This is a genomic window from Pseudomonas sp. Arb-4-2C (assembly GCF_055755015.1).
Window position 1 is genome coordinate 3591875 of sequence record NZ_CM146899.1, and the last position, 23134, is coordinate 3615008.

Here is a 23134-nt window from a genome sequence, read left to right on the forward strand (position 1 = left end):
CGCTTGAGCCCGGCATGCTAGCACAGATGAGCGGTCATCGACTCGCACGATTTGCAGCGATGAAGATTTGTGCATTTTTGCGGCGCAAAGTGAACTTGGGATATACGCTTTGCCTCAAATAGGCTGAGAATCGTCGCCGATATCAAACCAAGGAGTTTCAGACATGCGCCTTATCCGTCTTTTTGCTTTCGCGGCCCCGCTGGCCCTGCTGCTGCCGCTGAGCGCCAACGCGGCATGGCCTGCTGGCGTCAAAGACCAGTACATGAATGACTGCACCAAAGCTGCTGCCCAAAGTGTCAATCCAACTGTGGCAAAACAGCACTGCACGTGCGGTGCCGATGTCCTGGAGAAAAAATTCACCACGCAGGAAATCGCGCAGTTGATGGACAAGAACACTCCGCCAAGTGGTGAACTGGGCCAGCGCGCACTCAAGGAAATCTCGGTTTGCCGAGTGCAGAAATAAGCACTGACGAATGATTTTTCGGGCCTGCGGCAGTCTTAAAACCGCCAAAAAGCCCCTGATTTGGATAATTTACGCAGGTTTTATAGCTTTTTTTACGCCCTGAATTTTCGGACAAAAGCCTCTGAAACCGGGGCCTGCAGACATTTCAAAGGTTGAAATGAATGCAATATGAAAGCAAACAGCACGTCCGGGGGGCTACCAAAGCGAACATTTCGACTATGATACCCGGGTGTGCCCAGTTGGCCTGAGCAGCACAGTACTACTGAAAATATATGTTTCTTGGAGATACACCATGTCTAATCGCCAAACCGGCACCGTTAAATGGTTCAACGATGAAAAAGGCTTCGGCTTCATCACTCCTCAAGGTGGCGGTGACGACCTGTTCGTACACTTCAAAGCTATCGAATCCGACGGTTTCAAAAGCCTGAAAGAAGGCCAGACCGTCTCCTTCGTGGCTGAGAAAGGCCAAAAGGGTATGCAAGCTGCACAAGTTCGCCCAGAGTAATTTCTCGGCGCACTAAAAAAACCCCGTCCATGTGACGGGGTTTTTTATGCCTGCAACAAAAGCTGTCTGTGATCAGCCGCAGTTGACGCGGGTGACCACCAGATTGGCGTCCGTGTTCAGGTTCAGGCGATCGGAGCGATATTCCAGGGTGATCATGTCCGTCGGCTTGAGAAAGCGGGCATTTTGCGCACCAGACTTGGCACGCGCCTGATCCAGCAGCTGCGGCGAAGCTTTTTTACCAATGGCAAATTCCGCTGCCGTTGCTTCACAGCGGCTATGACCGGCATCGGTCGCCACAGGATCCTTTGCCGACTCGCTGGAAGTTGTGCTGCAACCGGCCAACATGGCAACGGCCATAAGTGCACCCAGAGACGCGAACTTCAAAGGCATGAAGCCTCCTTCTTTCAAATGGTTAAGCTGAGATCGTGCGACCGCCAATCCGGCGTTTGGTTTCACAGCAAGTGCCATCACCCTGCCCCACGATCCGGAAAAACGTCGAGTCTGCCTCAAGAACGGGCAACGCATCCTCAGACAATCGTCACCGAATATTAACGAAGCTCAGTAGATGTCGATGTAATCGTGTGGCGGATTCGGCCAGTTGTCCTTGAGCGCATTGAAAATCTGCATGACCCAGACTTCATCGCTGGCCGCCACGTTGCCGACATACCCCGAACCCTTGGCCCAGGTCTCCAGCCGAAACAGCAGGCCATCGATGTCCTGACCACCCGTCACGCCGCAAGAAATGTAGGCAATCCCACCCTTGGTCACACGCAATTGTGTGTGCACATCATCGCTGGCCGAAGCCAGTAACTGGCGCACAGCCTCGACTGTCAGGCCATCGGGGGTGTTCAAATCAATCTGCACAGCGCATTCCTTGGATCTGCCGGAAAAGACCAAGTGTCGCATAGCATCACGCTCATGCCTAAGTCGCAGTGCCAAACGCCCGACAAAGTGGTTAACTCGCCCTCAGACATTCCCGACTTTTCGAGCGCACTCATGAGTACCGTAAGCATCACCGCCGACATCAAAGTCCTGTGGCCAAAAGGGCACAGCTCGTATAGCCCGGGCAGTTCGGAGGAGCTGGCATTGATCAGCATCGATCTGCTGGTCAAGACGATGGGAACCCAAGGCGCACAAACGTTTATCGCTCAAGTGTTCGAACGGTTTCAGCATGATCAGAAAAGCACGCAGGACACCGAGAGAGAGTAAAAACCCGCAGGTCGGCGCCTGCGGGTCTTAAGCCTTACTTCAAGCGCTTCAGACGCTCGGTCAGCAGATCGAAGAAGCCCTGGGCGTCGCCGTTCTCGACCCAGAATGCATTTTTCGGTTGCTTCAGGCCGTCGTACCAATCAACGACGGTCTGACCGAAGGTGATCCCTTCACGGCTATCGATAGCCACGTTCACCGAACGGCCGGTAAACAGCTCAGGCTTGAGCAGGTAAGCGATGACGGTAGCGTCATGCACCGGGCCGCCCGGGATACCGTAATGCTCCATGTCTCCCTTGATGTACTCATTGAGGATGTCGCCAACAATCTTGCTTGCGTTGTTGTTGAGCGCGGCAATCTGCTTCAGGCGAGCGTCGCTGGTGAGGATCTTGTGGGTCACATCCAGCGGCAGGTAAGTCAGTTTCACGCCGCTCTTGAGCACTACTTCTGCAGCCTGCGGGTCGGCGAACAGGTTGAACTCGGCTACCGGGGTGATGTTGCCGCCATTAAAGTGCGCACCGCCCATGATCACCACTTCCTTGATGCCCTGAACGATCTCCGGCTCCTGGATCAGCGCCAGCGCCAGGTTGGTCTGCGGACCGAGCATGGCGATGGTGATGCTGTGCGGTTTGGCCTTTTTCAGGGTGTCGATCAGGTAGTTGACCGCATTGCCTTCGGCCAGGCCTTTTTTCGGCTCATGCACGGTGACACCCGACAGGCCTTCCTTGCCATGGATGTTCTCGGCGTAGATCGGCGTGCGCATCAGTGGCTTCGGCGCACCTGCGTATACCGGAACGTCCTCGCGCCCCGCCCACTCGCGGGCCAGACGCGCGTTACGCGAAGTCTTGTCGAGGCGCACGTTGCCGGCCACGGTGGTCAAGGCACGGATGTTCAGTTCGTCCGGCGAGGCCAGGGCGAACAGCAACGCAACCACGTCGTCGGCACCGGGATCGGTGTCGATGATCAGGTCGATCTTTTCAGCGGCCTGAGCGCCGGTGGCGGAGATAAAAGACAAAAGCAGCAGACTCCGAAGCAATTGGTGCAGTTTTGTAGCATAGCGGTGCATGGCGCATTCCTTGTGCTGATGAAAATGTAAGGGTCGAAAACCCGGTTAAAACGTGACGCCGGCGACCAGCACGATGTTGCAGTACGGCTGACATTCGCCTGTACGAACAATCGCCCGCGCCTGTCGGCTGAGCACCTTGAATTGCTCATGAGTCAGCAGGTCGCGCCGACCGAGGGCGCCTTCTTCCTGCAATTCATCCAGGGTGGTCAAGGCCGTTGGCTGCTTGTCGAGAATTTCGTTGGCCAGCACATGGCTTTCCACCTGCATCTCGCTGAGCACGACTTTCAGGGTGCTGACGAAATCCGGAACACCGTGGGTCAGCGCCAGATCGATCAGTTCGACACCCGGCGGCACCGGCAGACCGGCATCACCGATGACCACCATGTCGCCATGCCCGAGGGAGGCGATCAGTCGCGACAACGCGACATTGAGCAAAGGAGTCTTTTTCATGCGGGTTTGAACGCCTGTACGTCGGACATGGTTGGAATGGAAGGTTGCGCGCCAGCCCGAGTCACAGACAACGCGGCCGCGATCTGTCCGTAACGGATCGCTTCGGCTTCAGACTTGCCACTGGCGAGCGCCGCCGCAAACCCGCCAACAAAGGTATCCCCCGCTGCCGTGGTATCGACAGCCTGCACTTTCGGGGCCGGAAAATGCTCGAAACCCTGACCATTGGCGAACAGCGAACCTTGCGCGCCGAGGGTGATGATGACCTTGCCTGCGCCCATCGCGATCAGATGGCTGGCCGCGCTTTCTGCGGTGTCCAGCGAATCCACCGGCAGCCCGCTCAGTGCGGTGGCTTCGCTTTCGTTGGGAATCAGGTAGTCGATTGCCGCAAACCAGTCTGCCGGCAACGGACGACTGGCCGGTGCCGGATTGAGAATCACGGTCTTGCCCAGCTCACGCGCACGTTTGAGCGCATGCCCCACCGTCGCATCCGGGATCTCGAGCTGGCAGATCACAACATCGGCGGCCTGCAGCACCGCATCAAAGCGGTCAATCACCGCAGGCGTCATGGCACCGTTGGCGCCAGCGACAATCACGATGGCGTTCTGACTGTTGTCATCCACCACGATCAGTGCCACCCCACTGGAATTCTCCACCGTGCTCACTGCCTGGCAATCGATCTGCTCGGCCAGCAATGCGTCACGCAATTGCACACCGTAGTCATCGTTGCCAACACAGCCAACCATGGCAACCCGTGCACCCAGGCGCGCAGCAGCCACCGCCTGATTGGCGCCCTTGCCGCCGGACACGGTGGCAAAGGAATGACCGATCAGCGTTTCACCGCCCACGGGCAGCCGTGGCGCCCGGGTCACCAGATCCATGTTCAGGCTGCCTATTACCACTACATTTGCTGGCATACATCACTACTCGTCAATTCGGTTTCAGCGGTACTCAGTGAACACGCCGGACAGCGGCGCAGTCGATTCGCGCAAGACAATACTCGGAGTCACGATCCGTTGATCGGTGTCCAGGCTCGGGGTGGCAATCCTTCGCAACAATACTTCGGCAGCCATCTCGCCCAACTGCAGGATCGATTGACCGACCGTGGTCAGCGCGGGGTACACATAACGGCTCATCTGGATATCGTCGAAGCCGATCACCGACAGCTCGCTCGGCACCCGCACATTGCGCTCGGCCGCCGCGCGAAGCACGCCAATACCGATCATGTCGTTACCGGCGAAAATCGCACTTGGCGGATTGTTTTCGAGCAGGATCGCTGCCGCGTTGTAGCCGCCGGTGCTGGTGAAATCGCTTTCCAGCAGACGCTCTGGCCGAACCTTGATGCCCGCCTCCTTCAATGCCCGGCAAAAACCGGCCTGACGCATTTGCGCCACGCTGGTGCTCGACGGACCGCCGATGGTAGCAATGTCTCGATGCCCCAGTTCCAGGAGGTGCCGGGTCGCCAGATAGGCGCCATATTCATGGTCAATGCGCACCAGATCCGCATCCACGCCATCGAGCCCCCGGTCGACAATGACCATCGGCGTTTTCACGCCGGCCAGCCCTTGCGCAAGCCCGGTGTCGCCACCGGCGGACGCGACGATCAGGCCGTCGATGCGCTTTTCCAGCAGCACACGCAAATAGCTGCGCTGTTTTTCCGGGTTGTCGTCAGAGTTGCAGAGGATCACGCAGTAACCGTTACGCTCGCAGTAATCCTCGATGCCCCGCGCCAACTCGGCAAAATACGGGTTGAGGCTGTTGGGCACCAATAAGCCAATAGTCGCAGTGGTCTTGGCTTTTAGTGAGCGCGCCACGGCACTGGGCACGTAGTCGAGGCTTTTGATGGCCGCCTCGACTTTCAACCGCACCTCCTGGCTGACCGGGCGCGTGTTGTTCACCACATGAGAAACGGTGGTGTAGGAAATGCCCGCGAGCGCCGCCACATCCTTGATCGTTGCCATGACTTAGCCCCGTCGACTGGCGCGTTGACTGCGATAGGTATCGAGTACGACCGCGATGACGATCACAGCACCAGTGATGATGCGCTTGGTCGGCTCGGTCGCACCGATCTGCGCCAGACCGGCGGCCAGCACCGAGATGATCAACACGCCGAAGAAGGTACTGATCACCGAACCGCGACCACCCATCAGGCTGGTGCCACCGATCACCACGGCGGCGATCACTTGCAACTCCAGACCGGAGCCGGCATTGGGATCGGCCGCTTCCAGACGAGAGATCTGGAACAGCGCCGCGATCCCCGCCAGCAGCCCCATCAGGCTGAACACCAGAATCTTGTACGGCTTGGGATTGATCCCGGCCAGACGCACCGCTTCTTCATTGGTGCCGATACCGATCAGATAGCGACCGAACACCGTGCGCGTCAGAACCGCTTGCGCAATGAAGATCACCAGCAAGGCAATGATGAACGATGGCGAAATGCCGAACGCAATCGGGTTCGACAGCCAGGCAAACGAGTCACCGATGTAGGCGGTACGCGAACCGGTCATCTGGTACGCCAGACCGCGCGCCATTTCCAGCACGCCGAGCGAAACGATGAACGACGGAATTCGCCACGCCACGGTGATCGACCCGGTGACCGTGCCGGCCAGTGCCGCCACCGCCATGCCGAGCAACGCCGCCGGCAACACGCTCCAGCCCCAACCGAGAATCGCCACGCTGACCGTCGAAGCGGCAAGCGCCAGCACCGAACCCACCGACAGGTCGATGCCACCGATGATCAACACGAAGGTCATGCCCACTGCCAGCACCATCAGATCGGGGATCTGGTTGGCCAGGGTGCTGAAGGTGTTATAGGACAGAAAGTGGCTGCTCATCACCGAGAACAGCGCCACCATCGCCAACAAGGCACCGGCCAGGCCCAGATAGGTGCCCAGACCGTAGAAATTGCCACTACGTTTGCCGGCAGAAGATGCAGTTTTCATGGGAGTTCCCTAGGCGCCGCTTCATTGAGCAACGCATCACGTTTTTGGTAGCCGGCGAACGCGGCGGCAAGCAAATCATCCTGAGTCCAGCTGTCGCGCTCGAAGGTGTCGATCAAACGCCCTGCCGACAACACACCGATCCGGTCGCAGATCAGCATCAGCTCGCGCAGGTCACTGGAAACCACCACCAGCGCTTTGCCCTGGCGAGTCAGGTCGCCAAGCAAGGCATAAATATCGAATTTGGCACCGACGTCGATGCCGCGGGTCGGCTCATCGAACAACAGCACCGAACAATCGCGCTCGAGCCAGCGGCCGATCACCACTTTCTGCTGATTGCCGCCGGACAGCTCGGAGACCAATTGTGTCGGGCTCGAACTGCGAATGCGCATGGCGTCGATCTGACGCTTTGCCAAGGCGATTTCATCGCTGTTATTGACGACACCACCCCTGGAAATTTCCGGCATGTTGCCCAGCGCAATGTTGGCGCTGATCGACTGGCTGAGCAGCAGGCCTTCGCCCTTGCGGTCTTCGGTAATCAGGGCAATGCCATGGTTCACCGCGTCAACCGGGGAGCGCACGCTGACCGCCCGCGCCGGCGAACCCAGCGCAATCGTGCCGCTGTCGGCCAGATCGGCGCCGAAAATCAGCCGCAGCAATTCCGTGCGCCCGGCTCCGATCAGCCCGGAAATCCCGAAGATCTCGCCGGCACGCACTTCGAAGGAAACATCGCGCACCTTGTCGGAACGGGTCAGGCCCTTGACCGTCAGTGCCGGCGCGCCAATCTTGCGCGGCCCCATGTCGATGTGTTCGCCCAGCTCGCGACCGACCATCAAGGTGACCAGTTGCTCACTGTTGTAATTGGCCATCGGTTCGACGCAGACCAGATTGCCGTCACGCAGCACGGCAATGCGTTGCGCAACCCGCGCCAGTTCTTCGAGACGGTGGGAGATATAGATGATCGAGACGCCGCGCGCCTGCAAGCGAGTGATCTGTTCGAAGAGCATTTCCACTTCACGGGCAGTGAGCATGGCCGTCGGCTCATCGAGAATCAGCACATGGCAATCGCCGATCAGGTTGCGCGCGATCTCGACCATTTGCTGATGCCCGATACCCAGCTCGCCGACCAGGGTGTCCGGATCAATGGCATCGAGGCCGACCTGAGCCATGGCTTCGATGGCAGCTTTGCGCAATTGCTTGCGACTGATCCAGCCACCGTTGCTCGGCAGGTTGTCGAGAAACAGGTTTTCCGCCACCGACAGGGTCGGCAACAGATTGAGTTCTTGCATGACCATTCGCACGCCCAGCTCTTCGGCTTGGGTGCGGCTGCCCGGGCGGTAGTCCTTGCCCTGGAATTGCATCTGGCCTGTGGTCGGCGTGACCAGACCACCAATGATCTTGGACAACGTGCTTTTACCGGCACCATTTTCGCCGGTCAGCGCCAGCACTTCACCGCGCATCAGCGTCAAGTCGATGCCTGTGAGCACCGGCTGCGCATAGGTCTTACCGATACCGCTGACCGAGAGGACAGCGTTCGGGGCGGAAACTGACATAAAAAACTCTCCATGCGCTCGCCCGGACGGACGAGCGCCGTTGTGTCGCCAGAAGACTTACTTGGTGACCAGCTCGACCGGCGTTTCGATCACGCCATTGACGCCGCTGTCGACTTTCTCGCCCTTGAGGATTTTCAGCGCGGTCTGGATACCGAACACGGCCTGCTTGGCGGCGAACTGATCGGCAGTCGCCAGCACACGACCGTCCTTGAGCATCGGTTTGATGGCGTTGATATTGTCGTAGCCGACAACCTGTACCTGCCCGGCCTTGCCGGCAGCACGCACAGCGGAAACGGCGCCGACGGCCATGCTGTCGTTACCCGCCAGCAAGGCTTTGACATCCGGGTATTCGCTGAGAATCGACGCAGCAACCTTGTTGCCCTTGTCGATCTCCCAGTCACCGGATTGCAGCGAGACGACCTTGATCTGCGCCGCGTCCATCGCATCCTTGAAGCCGGCGGTGCGCTGCTGGGCGTTGGTGGTGGTGGACACGCCTTCGATAATGCCTACTTCGTCACCGGCCTTCAGTTGCTTGGCCAGATACTCGCCGACCAGACGCGCACCCTTGCGGTTGTCCGGACCTACGAATGGCACGCTGATGTTCTTGCTTTTGACGATTTGCGGATCAAGCTGATTATCGATGTTGATCACGGTGATACCGGCATCGACGGCTTTCTTGATCACCGGCACCATGGCCTTGGAATCGGAAGGCGCGATGACCAGCGCGTTGACCTTCGCCAGAATCATCTGCTCGACGATGCGGGTCTGGCCAGCGGTATCGGTCTCGTCCTTGATGCCGTTGGAAATCAGATCGAAATCGGCGGAGTGTTCTTTCTGGTAGGCCTTGGCGCCGTCTTCCATGGTCAGGAAGAATTCGTTGGCCAGGGATTTCATGACCAGCGCGACTTTGGGTTTTTCCGGGGACTCGGCGAAGGCCGAAGAGACAGGTAGTGCGGCGGCGGCAGCCAGCATAGCGACAGCAAGAAGACGTCCAGCAAATGGCAGCTTCATGGGTTCACTCCGATCTTATGATTATTGTGAGCAACGCTCGCGCTGGCGTAAGCTGGATCGCTATCTTCCGGGCAACAGTGCACCGAGAAAGCCGCGCAAACGTTTGCGTAGACCGAACTATGCGAATCCCGCCGACATTTGTCAACATTCAGAAATCGGTATCGAGTGCCGGGCGAATCCACTGATTCGCCCTTCGATGCTCAGGCCGTAGTGTTGACCATGCTGCCGCTGGTGGAGTTCTTGGTCATTTCCTTGACGAGCGCCGCCGCAACTTCCATCAGTTCCCCACTGGTTTGCGCGATCTGGCCCTGCACCGACATCACCGCCTGCGACTTGGCTTCAGGTGTCGGATAGCTCGCAGCCTGAGCGGCCGCCAGTTGCTGTTGCTGCTCCTGCAGCTGCTTCTGCAATTCCTGCATCCGCTTCAACAGCATTTTGACCGTGACGCTCAGGTTATCGCCGCTGTCTGCGCTGTCAGCCTTGCTGGCTTCTTGCGCGGGACCACCGGTTCTGACCTGATTGCTCGGTTCTTTTTCAACGCCCAGCGCCGCGTCAGAAGCGTCCGCCTCCGCCTGGTTCATGGCGTTGATCGTCGCTGCGGTTTTACCGCCGATGGTGACTGCACCGGGATTTGAAAAGCCGATCGTCAGTGACATGTGAACTCCCTAAATTAGCGTTTCCTTGAACACCCATCGGCTTGCGGATGGGTTTCTTTAGCAGAAAAGCAAGACGATTCGTTCGACAGCACTCGTAGTCCCTTTCGGTGAGCCGAACGCGAAAGCTTCAAATGTTCGGAAACCCGGATAAACGATCTGCTGCGCGACTTTCCAATCTACAAAATATTGATGTAAATCATCAGGTTAAACATTTCTCTAAAGCAAAGTACGGCTGGTACAGATCCTGCTCCCTAGCCTGCACCCCGGGCATTCAGATCGGCCTGGGGCGCATCTAGATGAACCTGCATCAGCACCGTCTCACTACTAGAGAGAAAAATAATGAAATCTGCTTTCAACACCTTGGTACCGGGCGCTTTGGCCCTCCTCCTGCTCCTGCCGACCGCTCTCCAGGCAAAAGAAGTCGAAACCCAGACCAAACTCGCCAACGTCGTGGTACTCGCGACCGGCGGCACCATTGCCGGTGCTGGCGCCAGCGCTGCCAACAGCGCCACTTATCAGGCAGCCAAGGTCGGCATTGAACAACTGATTGCCGGCATTCCCGAGTTGAACAAACTGGCGAATGTGCGCGGCGAACAAGTCATGCAGATCGCCTCCGAAAGCATCACCAACGAAAACCTGCTGCAACTGGGCCGCCGCGTGTCCGAACTGGCCGACAGCAAGGACGTCGACGGCATCGTCATCACCCACGGCACCGACACCCTGGAAGAAACCGCCTACTTCCTGAACCTGGTCGAGAAGACCGACAAGCCGATCATCGTGGTTGGCTCGATGCGTCCGGGCACCGCCATGTCGGCGGACGGCATGCTCAACCTGTACAACGCCGTTGCCGTTGCCAGCAGCAAAGACGCGCGCGGCAAAGGCGTGCTGGTGACCATGAACGACGAGATCCAGTCCGGTCGCGACGTCAGCAAGATGATCAACATCAAGACCGAAGCGTTCAAAAGCCCTTGGGGTCCGCTGGGCATGGTGGTTGAAGGCAAATCCTACTGGTTCCGCCTGCCAGCCAAGCGCCACACCATGGATTCGGAATTCGACATCAAGAACATCAAGAGCCTGCCTGACGTAGAAATCGCCTACTCCTACGGCAACGTCGACGACACCGCCTACAAGGCTCTGGCCCAGGCCGGCGCCAAGGCCATCATCCATGCCGGTACCGGCAATGGCTCGGTGTCCTCCCGCGTCGTGCCATCCCTGCAAGCCCTGCGCAAAGATGGCGTGCAGATCATCCGCTCGTCCCACGTCAACGCCGGCGGTTTCGTCCTGCGCAACGCCGAACAGCCTGACGACAAGTACGACTGGGTTGTCGCCCACGACCTGAACCCGCAAAAAGCCCGCATCCTGGCCATGGTCGCCCTGACCAAAACCAACGACAGTAAAGAGCTGCAACGGATGTTCTGGGAATATTGATTGACCCTCGCCTGACCCTTTCCAGGTCGGGTAGCTTGCTCACCACTCGCCCGCGCGGCGGGTGGTGCTGCCACCTACGCCGAGCGCGGCCTTTTCGCACAAAATAATCGACCCCACTTACACCAAAACCGGAAAAGCGCTGTCAGAGGATTTTCTTGAATTTTAAGCAGTTGCGAAAATGCTTACAGTTAAATACTGTATGCACGTACAGCTTAACAAGGATAACCTCGTGGCCACCTCTCCTGATGCTCCTGACGCTTACGAACGCATGGGCATGCGCGTTCAGAAAATCATCAATTCTCCCACCGCACAAAAAGCCAAAGCCGCATTGATCTTCCGTCTGCCGGACGAGCCGATGGATGCCTGGGAGCAACTGCTCGAGGAAATCGACGAGAACGACAACGTCACACTCGCCTATCGCGACGATGGTGGCGTGCAGATTTTTTGGGTTGTGCCGAAGGAAGATTGATTCAATGAGTGTCCGCTGTTTTGCTTTACTGTTGCTGTTCATCGCGTGTGGTGCCCAGGCTGGCGCGCCCCGCACGTTTACCGAAGCCAAGAAGGTCGCCTGGAAACTCTATGCACCGCAGTCCACCGAGTTTTACTGCGGGTGCAAGTACACCGGCAACAAGGTGGACTTGAAGGCTTGTGGCTACGTGCCGCGCAAAAATGCCAAGCGCGCCTCGCGCATCGAGTGGGAGCACATCATGCCGGCGTGGGAGTTCGGCCATCAGCGTCAATGCTGGCAGTCGGGCGGGCGCAAGAACTGCACGCGCTATGACCCGAGCTATCAGAAAGCCGAAGCCGATCTGCACAATCTGGTGCCGAGCATTGGCGAGGTCAACGGTGATCGCAGCAACTTCAGTTACGGCTGGCTGCCGGTGCAATCCGGCCAGTACGGCTCGTGCCTGACCCAGGTCGACTTCAAGGCCAAGAAGGTCATGCCGCGCCCGTCGATTCGCGGCATGATCGCTCGCACCTACTTCTACATGAGCAAGCAGTACGGCTTGCGTCTGTCGAAACAGGATCGACAGCTGTACGAGGCGTGGGACAAGACTTACCCGGTGCAAGACTGGGAACGCCAACGCAACCAGAGCGTGGCGTGTGTGATGGGGCGCGGCAATGAATTTGTCGGCCCGGTGAACCTGAAAGCCTGCGGCTGATCCTCCAGCCCAAAAGAAAAGGCCTCGAACGTGGTGTTCGAGGCCTTTTTTGTGCCTAGCTGCCAGCCTTGTTGTAGCGCCAGTACCCCATCAAATTGAGCGATTCACGCGAGATGCCGCATGCCTTGATCAGATGCTTGCGCAAGCGCATGACCGCTGCGCTTTCGCCGGCAATCCAGCCATAGAATCCTTCAGGCGCGGTGTTGGCAATCTCCCAGAGGATGTCCTGGTCGATATCGACCTCAGCCAGTTCGGTAGCTTGCCCGGCCGGGGAATCATCTGCCGGCAGGAACGCCTGTTGCACTGCGTCTGCCATCAACGCACCAGCAACCCCTGCCGGCGCCTGATCACGAACCAGCCACTGCACCGACAGCCCGGGCCAGTCCGGCACCGAAAGCATGTCTGGCGCGCTGTCCACTTCAAAATACGCTTGAACCTGGGGCGGTTCGGCCATGGCGGCCAACGCTTCGAGAATGCCCATGGCCGCCGGCAATGCCGTCGCATCGGCCACCAGCAAAACCTGCCTGAGCACCTGCGGCGGCTTCCATTCGAACCCTCCGGCCTCCAGCGCCGAAAACCCGCTGTCGGGAGCGAGAATCTGCATCGAGGCGCCCGGCTGCGCATGCAACGCCCAACGCGAAGCAGGACCGGTCTCGCCGTGCAGGACGAAGTCGATGTCGACCTCGCCTAGATCAGCGCGCAAATGACGAATGGTGTAAGTGCGCATCGCCGGTTGACGGCTCGCGAGCATCGACCGAAAGCGCGCGTACCAGCCCTCCTCCTGCGCGAGCGTTGCGGGGGTTCCATCTTCAGAAGGGAAGAACAGTTTGACGCGCTGGTCCGGCGCCCAGGTGGCCATGCCGCGGATCGAGGGGTCGGCGAGCGTGATCCGCATCATGTGCGGACTTACCAGCGTCTTGCGGTGCAGAACCGCATTGAAGAGTTTATAGGGAGCGGTGGAGGCCATGCGGAGCTCCTGCAGAAAATCGTGATTGACTCGTATAAGACGAGTCGCCTGCGATGTCCTTTAGGCCGCTCCGCTGAAAGTGCTGCTTACGGCGCGAGCGGATGCTCCACAATCACCGATTCGACGTTCTGCTTCTTGGCCTTCACCAATGCCGCATCCACTTGTACCTTGCGCGCTTCAGCCTCGGCCTGGGAGTTGAACGGGCCAATCAGGATCCGCGTCTTGCCGCTGCTGTCCTTGATCACGGTCGGCACAAAAGCATGCTCGATCAACCAGCCACTCAGGTCACTGACAGCCTGGGGCGTTTCACCGCGTACTTCGAGGTCCCACTGCGGGGCCGACACCGCTGCAGGTGCGGCCACCACTGCGGTTTTCGGCTTCTGCACGTCTACACTCTTGCCTTCACCACATCCTGCCAATGCCAGTGCCGCGACCATCCAGACCAATTTGCGCACAACGCTTTCCTCGAAAATCTCAAAGCGGCGATCTTAACATTCATAAATACTTCGCGAGGCCCGCAAAATGGGCACAAAACAACGAGATTGATGATTGCAGCCTCTGTATAGTTACGCCCTGGGAATTAATGCCGTATCTGCGCGTCAGAAAGAGGCACCCAAACCGTGAGACTTCGCACTAATCTATACGTACCACCGACCTCTGCACTGTCTGAATCAGGTGCCCTACAAAGCAATCAAGGAGAAGACCATGCTGATACTCACCCGCAAAGTCGGTGAAAGCATAAACATTGGTGATGACATTACGATCACCATCCTCGGCGTAAGCGGTCAGCAAGTCCGCATCGGCATCAACGCCCCGAAAAACGTTGCCGTACACCGTGAAGAGATTTATCAGCGCATTCAGGCTGGCCTGACCGCGCCGGACAAGCCACAAACTCCCTGAGCCGCATCGCAGTCAGTAGCCAGTTCGTTTGCTCTGCGTAATGACTGGCTAGAGATTCACGCGCCGTATTGCCATCCGCTCCCCAGTCCACTGGGCACGGCGCCTGACACATTCATCCCCTCCGCTTCATCCGCCCCCTTCTCTCTTGCAGCGCGATACTACCTGCGACGGCCCAGCCTGGCTGTCAGACATTTCCGAGAGAACACAGAGAATTTCCCTGTTAGCTGAACGTCACGCCTCGCGCCATGCCAGTGGCTGCAATAACCATCAGCACCAACAGCAGCGCCTCGACGTGACTGATCCGCGCATACAGCTTTGCACGTCCGGTATCGAGCGCCTTGCCTCGCGATGATGCGATCCGCCACTTCACCAGCGTGATCATCGGCGCCAGCTCTATCAGCAGAATCAGCACGAACAGCGTCATTTTCAAATGAAACAACGGCTGGTGCAGATAGTAGTCAGTGCCCTTTTCAAGGCCGCCGAAGGCGCGCATGCCACCGGTCACCAGCAGCACCAGCGCAGCAATCCCCCACAGATTATCGGCAAGCAAAACGCGCTTGGCCTCGCCGACGCCAGCCGCCAGCTGACAGAACGCCGTGCCACGGGTCAATACGGCCCAGAAGCCCAAGGCAAAGGCCAATAGATGAATAGCGGCAAGAAACCAGTGAACCAGCATTCGACGAACTCCTTTGAGAAAGCGCTGGAAAACGCCAGTCAGTAGTAGTCGAAAAAAGTCAGTTGCGCCCACACACCATCGTGGGGCCAGAAAGCTTCGCGCAGGAAGCAGGGAGGCAGAAAGCGCGATTTGCCAAATCGCAGGCAAAAAAAATCCCAAGCAGCTGATGGAAGCTTGGGATTTAAAAATGCATAAACCGTGGTGGTGAACGCGGGGCGAATGTTACTGAAATCCACCCCAGGTAACAACGTTTTTTTGATAACCGGTTAGTTCGTAACGCTCGTAAGCCATTCAATATCCACACAATTTTAAAGGTCGCTGGCGACGAACGGTATTTTTGTCGGCCGACATCATGAAATTCCCATCAAGGAAGGAATGCCTTTTTTACCTGCACGGGAAGCACTACTCAAGCACGGCTGGAAACCCAGCGAGAGAAGCAAGCAATGCCTCGGCATCACGACTTAGGTGTAGGGGCAGCAGACCTGATCATTGACGCCAGGGATCTCGAGCGCCCGTAAAGCGATCCGCCACATTCGCCTTGTCCCACCTGTTATTGAGTAGTTGATCAAGCACGTCTCGGCAAATAGCCGGTTTTTGATGACGGGCCCGCGCCTGGAGCAAATAGAAAGACAGGGCGAACTCATTGAGGTTAACGCCGCACTGGCGTTCTGAGGGGTGGGTTTTGCAAATCGCAGACAACAAAAAAGGGCCCACCTTTCGGTGGGCCCTTCTAGACCGCCCAGCAGAGCGGATTTTGTTTGGTAGGCGCGATTGGACTCGAACCAACGACCCCCACCATGTCAAGGTGGTGCTCTAACCAACTGAGCTACGTGCCTGCTGTGAGGCGGCATTCTACGGAATTCCGGAGGGGTGTCAACACCTTTTTTTCACCTAACCCTATGAATATGCAAAATATTTAATTTCGGCCCAGTGAAGAAGATTTTTTCGGTGGCTGGCGGAGGTTTTTCAACTCGGGTAGCATCGGCGCACTCGTAAAATATATTAAACAGAGGCTGCAGGATGGCGAACACCCCTTACCCAGAGTCTTATTACGCTGCGTCGGCCAATGCCGTACCGCCACGTCCAGCCTTGCAGGATGATGTGGAGACGGATGTCTGTGTGATTGGCGCCGGGTATACCGGGCTGTCCTCGGCGCTGTTTCTGCTGGAGAACGGTTTTCGCGTGACGGTGCTGGAAGCGGCCAGGGTCGGTTTCGGGGCGTCTGGGCGTAATGGCGGGCAGATCGTCAACAGCTATAGCCGCGACATCGACGTCATTGAACGCACTGTCGGACCCAAGCAGGCGCAATTGCTCGGGCAGATGGCATTCGAGGGCGGACGGATCATTCGTGAGCGCGTCGCCAAGTACAACATCCAGTGCGACCTGAAGGACGGCGGCGTGTTCGCCGCCCTCTCCGTCAGGCAGATGGGCCACCTGGAATCGCAGAAGCGCCTGTGGGAACGCTTCGGCCATACGCAACTGGAGTTGCTGGACGAGCGCCGCATTCGCGAAGTGGTGGCCTGCGATCAGTACGTCGGCGGCATGCTCGACATGAGCGGCGGCCACATCCACCCGCTGAACCTGGCGCTGGGTGAGGCCGCCGCCGTGGAATCCCTCGGCGGTACGATCTACGAGCAATCGCCGGCCATACGCATCGAGCGCGGCGCCAACCCGGTGGTGCACACGCCACAGGGCAAGGTCAGGGCCAAGTTCATCATCGTCGCCGGCAACGCCTACCTCGGCAATCTGGTGCCGGAACTGGCAGCCAAGTCCATGCCGTGCGGCACGCAGGTGATCACCACCGAACCACTGGGCGAAGAACTGGCGAAATCATTGCTGCCACAGGATTACTGCGTCGAAGACTGCAATTACCTGCTCGACTACTACCGCCTGACGGGCGACAAGCGCCTGATCTTCGGCGGCGGAGTGGTTTATGGCGCGCGCGATCCGGCGAACATCGAAGCGATCATCCGCCCGAAAATGCTCAAGGCCTTCCCGCAACTGAAGGATGTGAAGATCGACTACGCGTGGACGGGCAACTTCCTGCTGACCCTGTCGCGCTTGCCGCAGGTTGGCCGCCTGGACGACAACATCTATTACTCGCAGGGCTGCAGCGGCCACGGCGTGACCTACACGCACCTGGCCGGCAAGGTGCTGGCCGAAGCATTGCGCGGCCAGGCCGAGCGTTTTGATGCGTTTGCCGACCTGCCGCACTACCCGTTCCCGGGAGGGCAGTTGCTGCGTACGCCGTTTGCCGCGCTGGGCGCGTGGTATTACGGGTTGCGCGACAAATTCGGATTCTGACTGCAAAAACACATGTGGCGAGGGGATTTATCCCCTCGCCACAAAAAGTACGCTACCAGCTTGTTTCAGAGTTGATCCCGAGCAATCCCGCTACGGATCCGCAAGATGTCAGCGAGCACTGCCAAGGCGATCTCCGCCGGTGTCTTGCTGCCCAGGTTCAAGCCGATCGGCGCATGAATCCGCGCCAGCTCGACCTCGCCCAGCCCACCGATCCTGCGCAAGCGCTCGAAGCGTTTCTGCGAGGTTTGCTGCGAGCCCATGACACCGATGTAAAACGCTTCGGTGCGCACCGCTTCCATCATCGCCAGGTCATCGATACGCGGATCGTGGGTCAACGCCACCACCGCGGTATCGCGGTGACAGCCACCGTCGGCAATGAACACCGACGGCAGTTGCCGGCGAATCTCCACACCATTCAACACCACGCCCTCAAGCACTTCATCACGCGGGTCGCAGAGAATCACTTCAAAGCCCAGACCAACCGCAAATTCGGCGCACGCCTGTGCCACGCTGGAGTATCCGGCCAGCAACAAACGCTGAGCGGCTCCCATGCGAATACGCACCCGGTCGATCTCACGCTCAATGCGCACACCCTGCTCGCGATCAGCGAACAGACTGCGCGCACCACTGGCCAGATCGACTTCGCGAATCAGACGACGCTGTCCGAGCAACGCCGATTCGAGCTCACGCAGATGCGCCTGCACCTCGCAGTCGGCGTCAAATTTCTCTACCAGTACGTCGAGAATGCCGCCACAGGGCAGGCTGACCCGCGAGCGCGGATCATCCCCTTCGCCGTAACGCACCACATTGACCGCATCGAGAAACGCGCCTTGCGCCACGCGCTCTAGAAAGTCTTCCTCGACGCAGCCACCGGACAGCGACCCGATCCACTGCCCACCATCGTTCACTGCCAACAGTGAACCCGGCGCACGCGGCGCCGAGCCGTAGGTGGTCAGCACGGTGCAGAGCCAGATGCGCTGCCCCGCCACCGACCACTCCAGCGCCCGCCGTACCACTTGCAGATCGAGATGCTGCATGTCAGTGCGCCTTGTGCTCGATGGCCGGGACTTCAGCCTGCAGTTTCTGCACATCGCTGACCGCCAGCTCTGCCGATTGACCACCCCAGCCTTGACGCAGGTAGTTCAGCAGATCGGTCAGTTGTTCAGCGCTGAGCTTGTCGGCAAAACCCGGCATCGGCTGCATGTGTTCGAACCCGGCGAATTTCTGCTCGCCGATACCATCCTCGATCACCCGCACCAGGTTGCGCGGATCCTCCAGACGCAGCGTGGTATTGCCACGCATGGCCACGGCGATGTGCGGCTTGCCTTCACCACCGGCCGCATGGCAACCGGCGCAGACGTTCAAATATTCCTGACGGCCGCGCTGGGCGCTCGGACTGAGCTTGTCCACCGGCACCTCGACGAGTTCTTTGGCTGCTGGTGGTTTGTCGCCGAGCAGGAACGTCGCCATCGCTGCCAGATCCTGATCGTTCAGGCCCTGGGTGCTGTTGTGGAATACCGGGAACATCTCGTTGAACATCGTGCCCTGAGCACTCATGCCGTGCTTGAGGAACGTACTCAAGTCCTGCTGATTCCAGCCGCGCGCCGCCAGATCGGTGGCGAGCAGGCTTGGCGCGAGATAACCGTTGAGGATGCCGCCAGTCAGGCGCTTGTCCAGCTGCATCGCGCCCGGCAGGCCGCGTGGCGTGTGGCATTCGCCGCAATGACCGAGCACCTCGACCATGTATTGGCCGCGCTTCCAGGATTCACTTTTACCTTCGGCCGACTCCAGTTTCAGGGCTTTGCCATACATCATGTTCCAGCCCATCAGGCCCAGACGCACGTTGAACGGAAAGCTCAGGCTGGTGACAGGCGCGGCGCGCTCGATCGGCTCGATGGTTTTCAGGTACGCGTGGATCGCGTCGGAATCTTCACGCGGCACCAGGTGATACGAGGTGTACGGCATCGCCGGGTACAGATTAGCGCCGTCGCGACGCTTGCCCTCGGTCAGCGCAGCGAAGAATTCATCATCGCTGTACAGGCCGATGCCGTGCTCTTTGCTCGGCGTGATGTTGGTGCCGTAGATCGTGCCGAACGGTGAGACGATCGGCAGCCCGCCAGCAAACGGCGCGCCGCCCGGCGCGGTGTGGCACGCCATGCAGTCGGCCGCGCGGGCGAGGTATTCGCCGCGCTTGACCTGATCGTCGGCGTGGGCAAACAACACCGGCGCAGCCAGCCCGACCGCCAGGGTCAGGCGGGTCAGTAGATGCTTCATGCTCAACCCTCCTTGACCAGGCCGAGATCGGTCAGCACGTTGCGGGTGGCGTTGTAGTAACGCACGTACCCGGTGCAACGGCAGACGTGATGACCGAGGCTGTCCTCAATGACCTGTTCCAGCTTGCTCTTGGCGATCGGCTGGCGCTGCAGCTTCTCCACCAACACCGTCGCGGCGTTGACGAAGCCCGGTGCGCAGTAGCTGCACTGGAAGGCGAATTCGTCGACGAAGCGTTGCTGGATCGGGTTCAGCTCAGTGACCTGACCCTGCTCGTCACGTTTGGCGTGAGCTTCGATGGTGCGCACTTTCTTGCCTTCGAAGTAATGCGCGCCGGTGATGCAGGTGCGCACTTCTTCGCTGGTGCCGTCCGGGTTGTCGACGATCACCACGCAGGCGTGGCAGATGCCCTGGCCGCAGCCCAGGCGCGAACCGGTGAGGTTCTTGTATTCGTGCAGGTAGTCGATCATCGGCAGGTCATCAGGGATGTCCACCGGGCCGACGGATTGACCATTGAGGGTCAGTTGAAGCGGACGGTTAGCCATTGAGGGCCTCCTTGATGCGCGCAGCAGTGATTGGCAGATCGCGAACACGTTTACCGATGGCGTGCGCCACGGCGTTACCGATGGCACCGACCACCGGGATCATCACCACTTCGGCGATGCCTTTGGATGGATCGCTTGGCGACAGCGGCGGCAGAATCTCCGCGGTCTGCTTCCACACAGCCACGTGGCGGGCCATCGGCAGGCGATAACGGTTGAAGTTCCAGTCACCCTCCCCCGGCCCGCCTTCGTACAGCGGCATCTCTTCCATCAGCGCGTGACCGATACCCATGGCGATCCCGCCTTCGAGCTGGCCCTTGACCAGTTCTTCGACCAGCACCCGGCCGCACTCGACCCACGAATGGTGGTTGAGCACTTCGACTTCCGCCGAACCTTTGTTGACTTTCAGCTCTACCAGCGTCGCCACCGGGCTGTAGTAAGTCACAGCTGCATTGTTCAGCTGGACAACCGGGTAGTTGATGTTCTGGCGATCCAGCAGATGGAAGCCCGCCGTGTTCATCAGCGCTTTCTTCGCCTTCGGCGCGCCATCGCCGTACTTCACCGCCAGACCGTCGAGCGGCAGACGCTCGCGCACACCGTCAATGCTGTATTCGGCCTCGGCCCAGCTCCAGCGGTTGAACGCGTGAACAGTGGCGCCGGTTACCAGACCACGCTCGTGAGCACGCTTGGCCAGCTCTTCAAAGGTCAACGGCTGCATGCCGTTGGCAGTGAGTTTGCCATCGACCCAATGCGCATCTTCGCGACGCACGACGTAAGGGTTGGCTTGACCGCCGTAAGGGCCCTGACGCCAGATTTCCATGGCCGCCGGCCACAGACCGTTGTTGAACAGCACGCGTGCTGCTTCACGGGTAGCGTGACTGAAGTAGTAAGCCGAGTTGGTCGCGGACGACGCCGAGGCCAGCTTGCCGACCCAGCGCGGGTTGCGCAGCAGGTTGTCCTGTTCGGCCTGGCTCATGATGTAAGGGTTGCCGCTGGTGATCAGTTGCATCTCCTTCCATTCGGTTTCGCCAGTCTTCACGTCATGCGCCGGGCTGCCGAGGAAATCAGCCACCACCAGCGCTTGCGAAGTGGACATGCCGGTGCCGATCTCGATACCGATGTGGCGCAGGGTAATGCGACCTTCAGCGGTGAATTCGATGCTGGCCATCGGCGCTTCCGAACCGGTACCGAAGTCTTTCTGGCAAATGGCGAAACCGACGCCGTACCAGTTGTCCGGATCTGCCGCTTCGCGCTGTTTCTTGATCGCGTCACGATTTTTCCAGACTTCGTGCACCGAGGCCTTGTCGAGAATCTCGTGCAGGCGCAGGGCACCGGCCGGAATCGCGCCCTGGGTGTTTTTCATGCCCGAACGCAAGGCGTTCTTGCGGCGCAGATCAATCGCGTCGACACCGAGTCGATTGGCAATTTCGTCGACCATCATTTCGGTCGAGGCCATGCTTTGCAGCGTGCCGTAGCCGCGCATCGAACCCGCCTCAACACCACGGGAGTGGTAAGCGGTGACCTGCAGATCGTTCTGCGGCATGTAATAGATCGACTGTGCTGCCGTGGCACCCACTGCTGCCACCGACGGGCTGTAGTTGATACGACCACCGCCGTCGACGCTCATTTCTGCGCGGAAAATCTTGAAGCTGTAGTCGTTCTTGTCCACCGCCAACTGGTAGCGGATGTCGAACGGGTGACGCTTGATGCCGCTCTGGAACTGCTCGTAGCGGTCGTTGGCCAAACGGATCGGTACACCGGCGCCGTACAGCGCCGCAAGGGCGGCGTAGTAGACGAAGATGTTGTGGTCTTTGGAACCGTAACCCACGGTGTAACCCGGATGCATGTTCAGGTTGGCCAGGCCAAAGCGCGACGGCGCGATCATTTTCGCGGTCTCGGTCGCAGCTTCCAATGGGCACTGGGTGGCCACGACGAAGTGCAGGGTTTTGGTTGCTGGGTCGTACCAGCCGTTGCCGTTGTCCGGCTCCATCGCGGCAGGTTCAATCGACGGGGTCTTGTAACGTTCGTCGAACACCAGCCAGTTGTCCGGCGGCGTATCGATCTCTTTCTTCATGCGGTCGGCGTAGAACAGACCACGCTCGGTCAGGTTGCCGTGCAGGTTCGGCTGGGAATTCCACACCGGGCGACGGTTTTTCAGCATCGGGAACAGGATCGAATCCTTGAGGCTGGCGAATTCGTCTTCGTCGGCCGAGGTCGGGCCACCCACGCGCACGTAACGGAAGCTGCCATAGGGGTCGCCTTCGTAGTACGGCACTTGTGCACCGTAACGAATCGCCTTGTCATTGAATTTGAGCTTGTTCTTGGCCTGGCGGAAACGCTCGAAATCGTTCCAGATCAGGATCGCTACCGGATGACCGATGAACATCGGCACTTTGCCTTCGGGCAGCAATGGATCCGGGGCGTGCTCTTCCGGGAAAACGATACCGTCCTTGTCCAGATCGGCAGCGGTGACGATGCGGTCGGGCTGCAGCTCGGCGCCGAGCCACGACAGGTCGTAACCGTCATAAATACGGTCGGCCTTGATGGTTTTGAGCAGCATGGCGTGACCCTGTTGTTCAGGCCAGCCCGGCATGTCCTTGGAGCGAATGTCGCGGGCAAAGACTTTGCTGCCGCAGACCTTGGACAATGCATCGTTACGTTGGCGCGCCTTGCCGTTGTTGCCGAGCCACTTCTCGGACGGCACGGTGACGCTGTTTTCCATCAAGGCAGCCAGCGCCTGACTGCTGAGCGGCGCGAGCGTGACGCTCACACCCGCCACCAGCCCGCCCTGGAGGAACGAGCGCCGGGATATATCACGGTTGGACATGGATCATCCTCTGGGCGGTTATGTGTCCGCCCTTCTGGTTATCTACTGGGAATCTCGAGTCTTGCAGAAGCCCTTCTTGGCTAAACAAAGGGCGTGATGACAGTGCAAAGCTGACCGAAAGGTTAACTTTAAAGGTTTCTGGGCTCGCAGCAAACAACCAGTTACAAAAATTTGACTAAAGAATCAAAAAATCAATGCGACGTGGTACCG

The 23134-nt window shown here is 59.0% G+C and carries 25 protein-coding genes and 1 tRNA gene; 8 read left to right on the top strand and 18 right to left on the bottom strand.

The features are described from left to right. The first annotated feature begins 163 nt into the window (after positions 1 to 163). On the top strand, positions 164 to 463 hold the full coding sequence (locus AC0J41_RS16030) for a hypothetical protein (RefSeq protein WP_320328654.1): 300 nt from the start codon (positions 164 to 166) through the stop codon (positions 461 to 463). 292 nt (positions 464 to 755) lie between these two features. Further along, complete coding sequence (locus AC0J41_RS16035) at positions 756 to 968, top strand: cold-shock protein (protein ID WP_003179963.1); 213 nt, start codon at positions 756 to 758, stop codon at positions 966 to 968. A 72-nt stretch (positions 969 to 1040) separates the two neighbouring features. Here AC0J41_RS16035 and AC0J41_RS16040 read toward each other — a convergent pair whose 3' ends face one another. Next, on the bottom strand, positions 1041 to 1358 hold the full coding sequence (locus AC0J41_RS16040; RefSeq protein WP_025111215.1) for an I78 family peptidase inhibitor: 318 nt from the start codon (positions 1356 to 1358) through the stop codon (positions 1041 to 1043). Between the two features lie 168 nt (positions 1359 to 1526). Then, positions 1527 to 1832, bottom strand: coding sequence for a hypothetical protein (locus AC0J41_RS16045; protein WP_025111214.1), 306 nt, complete (start codon positions 1830 to 1832; stop codon positions 1527 to 1529). Positions 1833 to 1964: 132 nt separating this feature from the next. Between AC0J41_RS16045 and AC0J41_RS16050 the strand changes: the two genes are divergently transcribed. Beyond that, complete coding sequence (locus tag AC0J41_RS16050) at positions 1965 to 2177, top strand: hypothetical protein (protein WP_473013007.1); 213 nt, start codon at positions 1965 to 1967, stop codon at positions 2175 to 2177. A gap of 34 nt (positions 2178 to 2211) precedes the next feature. On the opposite strand, the gene AC0J41_RS16055 is transcribed toward AC0J41_RS16050, so the two are convergent. From AC0J41_RS16055 to AC0J41_RS16090, 8 genes are all read right to left on the bottom strand, one after another. After that, positions 2212 to 3240 (bottom strand): nucleoside hydrolase, encoded by a 1029-nt coding sequence (locus AC0J41_RS16055; protein WP_473013008.1) that lies wholly within the window; start codon positions 3238 to 3240, stop codon positions 2212 to 2214. A 45-nt stretch (positions 3241 to 3285) separates the two neighbouring features. Continuing rightward, complete coding sequence (gene rbsD, locus AC0J41_RS16060; protein WP_473013009.1) at positions 3286 to 3690, bottom strand: D-ribose pyranase; 405 nt, start codon at positions 3688 to 3690, stop codon at positions 3286 to 3288. Then, positions 3687 to 4604, bottom strand: coding sequence for a ribokinase (rbsK, locus tag AC0J41_RS16065; protein WP_473013010.1), 918 nt, complete (start codon positions 4602 to 4604; stop codon positions 3687 to 3689). Before rbsK ends, rbsD begins: the two co-directional genes overlap by 4 nt. Positions 4605 to 4628: 24 nt before the next feature. Next, positions 4629 to 5648, bottom strand: coding sequence for a LacI family DNA-binding transcriptional regulator (locus AC0J41_RS16070; RefSeq protein ID WP_473013011.1), 1020 nt, complete (start codon positions 5646 to 5648; stop codon positions 4629 to 4631). A 3-nt stretch (positions 5649 to 5651) separates the two neighbouring features. Continuing rightward, positions 5652 to 6629, bottom strand: coding sequence for an ABC transporter permease (locus AC0J41_RS16075; RefSeq protein WP_025111208.1), 978 nt, complete (start codon positions 6627 to 6629; stop codon positions 5652 to 5654). Beyond that, positions 6626 to 8179 carry a sugar ABC transporter ATP-binding protein gene (locus tag AC0J41_RS16080; protein ID WP_025111207.1) on the bottom strand — a complete coding sequence of 518 codons (1554 nt, stop codon included), beginning with the start codon at positions 8177 to 8179 and terminating at the stop codon, positions 6626 to 6628. Before AC0J41_RS16080 ends, AC0J41_RS16075 begins: the two co-directional genes overlap by 4 nt. A gap of 57 nt (positions 8180 to 8236) precedes the next feature. Next, complete coding sequence (locus tag AC0J41_RS16085; RefSeq protein WP_473013012.1) at positions 8237 to 9190, bottom strand: substrate-binding domain-containing protein; 954 nt, start codon at positions 9188 to 9190, stop codon at positions 8237 to 8239. Between the two features lie 200 nt (positions 9191 to 9390). Then, positions 9391 to 9846, bottom strand: coding sequence for a hypothetical protein (locus tag AC0J41_RS16090; protein ID WP_473013013.1), 456 nt, complete (start codon positions 9844 to 9846; stop codon positions 9391 to 9393). 339 nt (positions 9847 to 10185) lie between these two features. Between AC0J41_RS16090 and AC0J41_RS16095 the strand changes: the two genes are divergently transcribed. From AC0J41_RS16095 to AC0J41_RS16105, 3 genes are all read left to right on the top strand, one after another. Continuing rightward, positions 10186 to 11274 (top strand): asparaginase, encoded by a 1089-nt coding sequence (locus AC0J41_RS16095; protein ID WP_025111204.1) that lies wholly within the window; start codon positions 10186 to 10188, stop codon positions 11272 to 11274. A gap of 199 nt (positions 11275 to 11473) precedes the next feature. Next, on the top strand, positions 11474 to 11743 hold the full coding sequence (locus AC0J41_RS16100) for a DUF1654 domain-containing protein (protein ID WP_371262577.1): 270 nt from the start codon (positions 11474 to 11476) through the stop codon (positions 11741 to 11743). 4 nt (positions 11744 to 11747) lie between these two features. Further along, positions 11748 to 12437 (top strand): endonuclease, encoded by a 690-nt coding sequence (locus tag AC0J41_RS16105; protein ID WP_473013014.1) that lies wholly within the window; start codon positions 11748 to 11750, stop codon positions 12435 to 12437. 55 nt (positions 12438 to 12492) lie between these two features. Here AC0J41_RS16105 and AC0J41_RS16110 read toward each other — a convergent pair whose 3' ends face one another. Together AC0J41_RS16110 and AC0J41_RS16115 are read right to left on the bottom strand one after the other, a co-directional pair. After that, positions 12493 to 13404, bottom strand: a complete 912-nt coding sequence (locus tag AC0J41_RS16110) for a siderophore-interacting protein (RefSeq protein WP_473013015.1) — start codon at positions 13402 to 13404, stop codon at positions 12493 to 12495. Between the two features lie 86 nt (positions 13405 to 13490). Next, on the bottom strand, positions 13491 to 13859 hold the full coding sequence (locus AC0J41_RS16115) for an SPOR domain-containing protein (protein ID WP_025111201.1): 369 nt from the start codon (positions 13857 to 13859) through the stop codon (positions 13491 to 13493). 250 nt (positions 13860 to 14109) lie between these two features. Between AC0J41_RS16115 and csrA the strand changes: the two genes are divergently transcribed. Beyond that, positions 14110 to 14304 carry a carbon storage regulator CsrA gene (gene csrA, locus AC0J41_RS16120; protein WP_003179932.1) on the top strand — a complete coding sequence of 65 codons (195 nt, stop codon included), beginning with the start codon at positions 14110 to 14112 and terminating at the stop codon, positions 14302 to 14304. A gap of 220 nt (positions 14305 to 14524) precedes the next feature. Here the strand turns inward: csrA and AC0J41_RS16125 are convergent, their stop codons facing one another. After that, a complete protein-coding gene (locus tag AC0J41_RS16125) occupies positions 14525 to 14980 on the bottom strand; it encodes a DUF2214 family protein (protein ID WP_473013016.1) in 456 nt (151 codons plus the stop codon). Between the two features lie 759 nt (positions 14981 to 15739). Further along, positions 15740 to 15816, bottom strand: a tRNA-Val gene (locus AC0J41_RS16130). A 184-nt stretch (positions 15817 to 16000) separates the two neighbouring features. Between AC0J41_RS16130 and AC0J41_RS16135 the strand changes: the two genes are divergently transcribed. Beyond that, the gene (locus AC0J41_RS16135; RefSeq protein ID WP_473013017.1) at positions 16001 to 17284 is read left to right on the top strand and encodes an NAD(P)/FAD-dependent oxidoreductase; all 1284 of its coding nucleotides are present in this window, start codon (positions 16001 to 16003) and stop codon (positions 17282 to 17284) included. Positions 17285 to 17349: 65 nt separating this feature from the next. Here AC0J41_RS16135 and AC0J41_RS16140 read toward each other — a convergent pair whose 3' ends face one another. From AC0J41_RS16140 to AC0J41_RS16155, 4 genes are read right to left on the bottom strand one after another with little or no spacing between them, the layout of a single operon-like run. Next, entirely contained in the window at positions 17350 to 18321 is a 972-nt protein-coding gene (locus tag AC0J41_RS16140) for an XdhC family protein (protein ID WP_025111198.1), read from the bottom strand. 1 nt (position 18322) lies between these two features. Beyond that, positions 18323 to 19558 (bottom strand): cytochrome c, encoded by a 1236-nt coding sequence (locus AC0J41_RS16145; RefSeq protein WP_025111197.1) that lies wholly within the window; start codon positions 19556 to 19558, stop codon positions 18323 to 18325. 2 nt (positions 19559 to 19560) lie between these two features. Beyond that, positions 19561 to 20100 carry a (2Fe-2S)-binding protein gene (locus AC0J41_RS16150; RefSeq protein WP_025111196.1) on the bottom strand — a complete coding sequence of 180 codons (540 nt, stop codon included), beginning with the start codon at positions 20098 to 20100 and terminating at the stop codon, positions 19561 to 19563. After that, positions 20093 to 22924, bottom strand: a complete 2832-nt coding sequence (locus AC0J41_RS16155) for a xanthine dehydrogenase family protein molybdopterin-binding subunit (RefSeq protein WP_473013018.1) — start codon at positions 22922 to 22924, stop codon at positions 20093 to 20095. Before AC0J41_RS16155 ends, AC0J41_RS16150 begins: the two co-directional genes overlap by 8 nt. Positions 22925 to 23134: the final 210 nt, after the last annotated feature.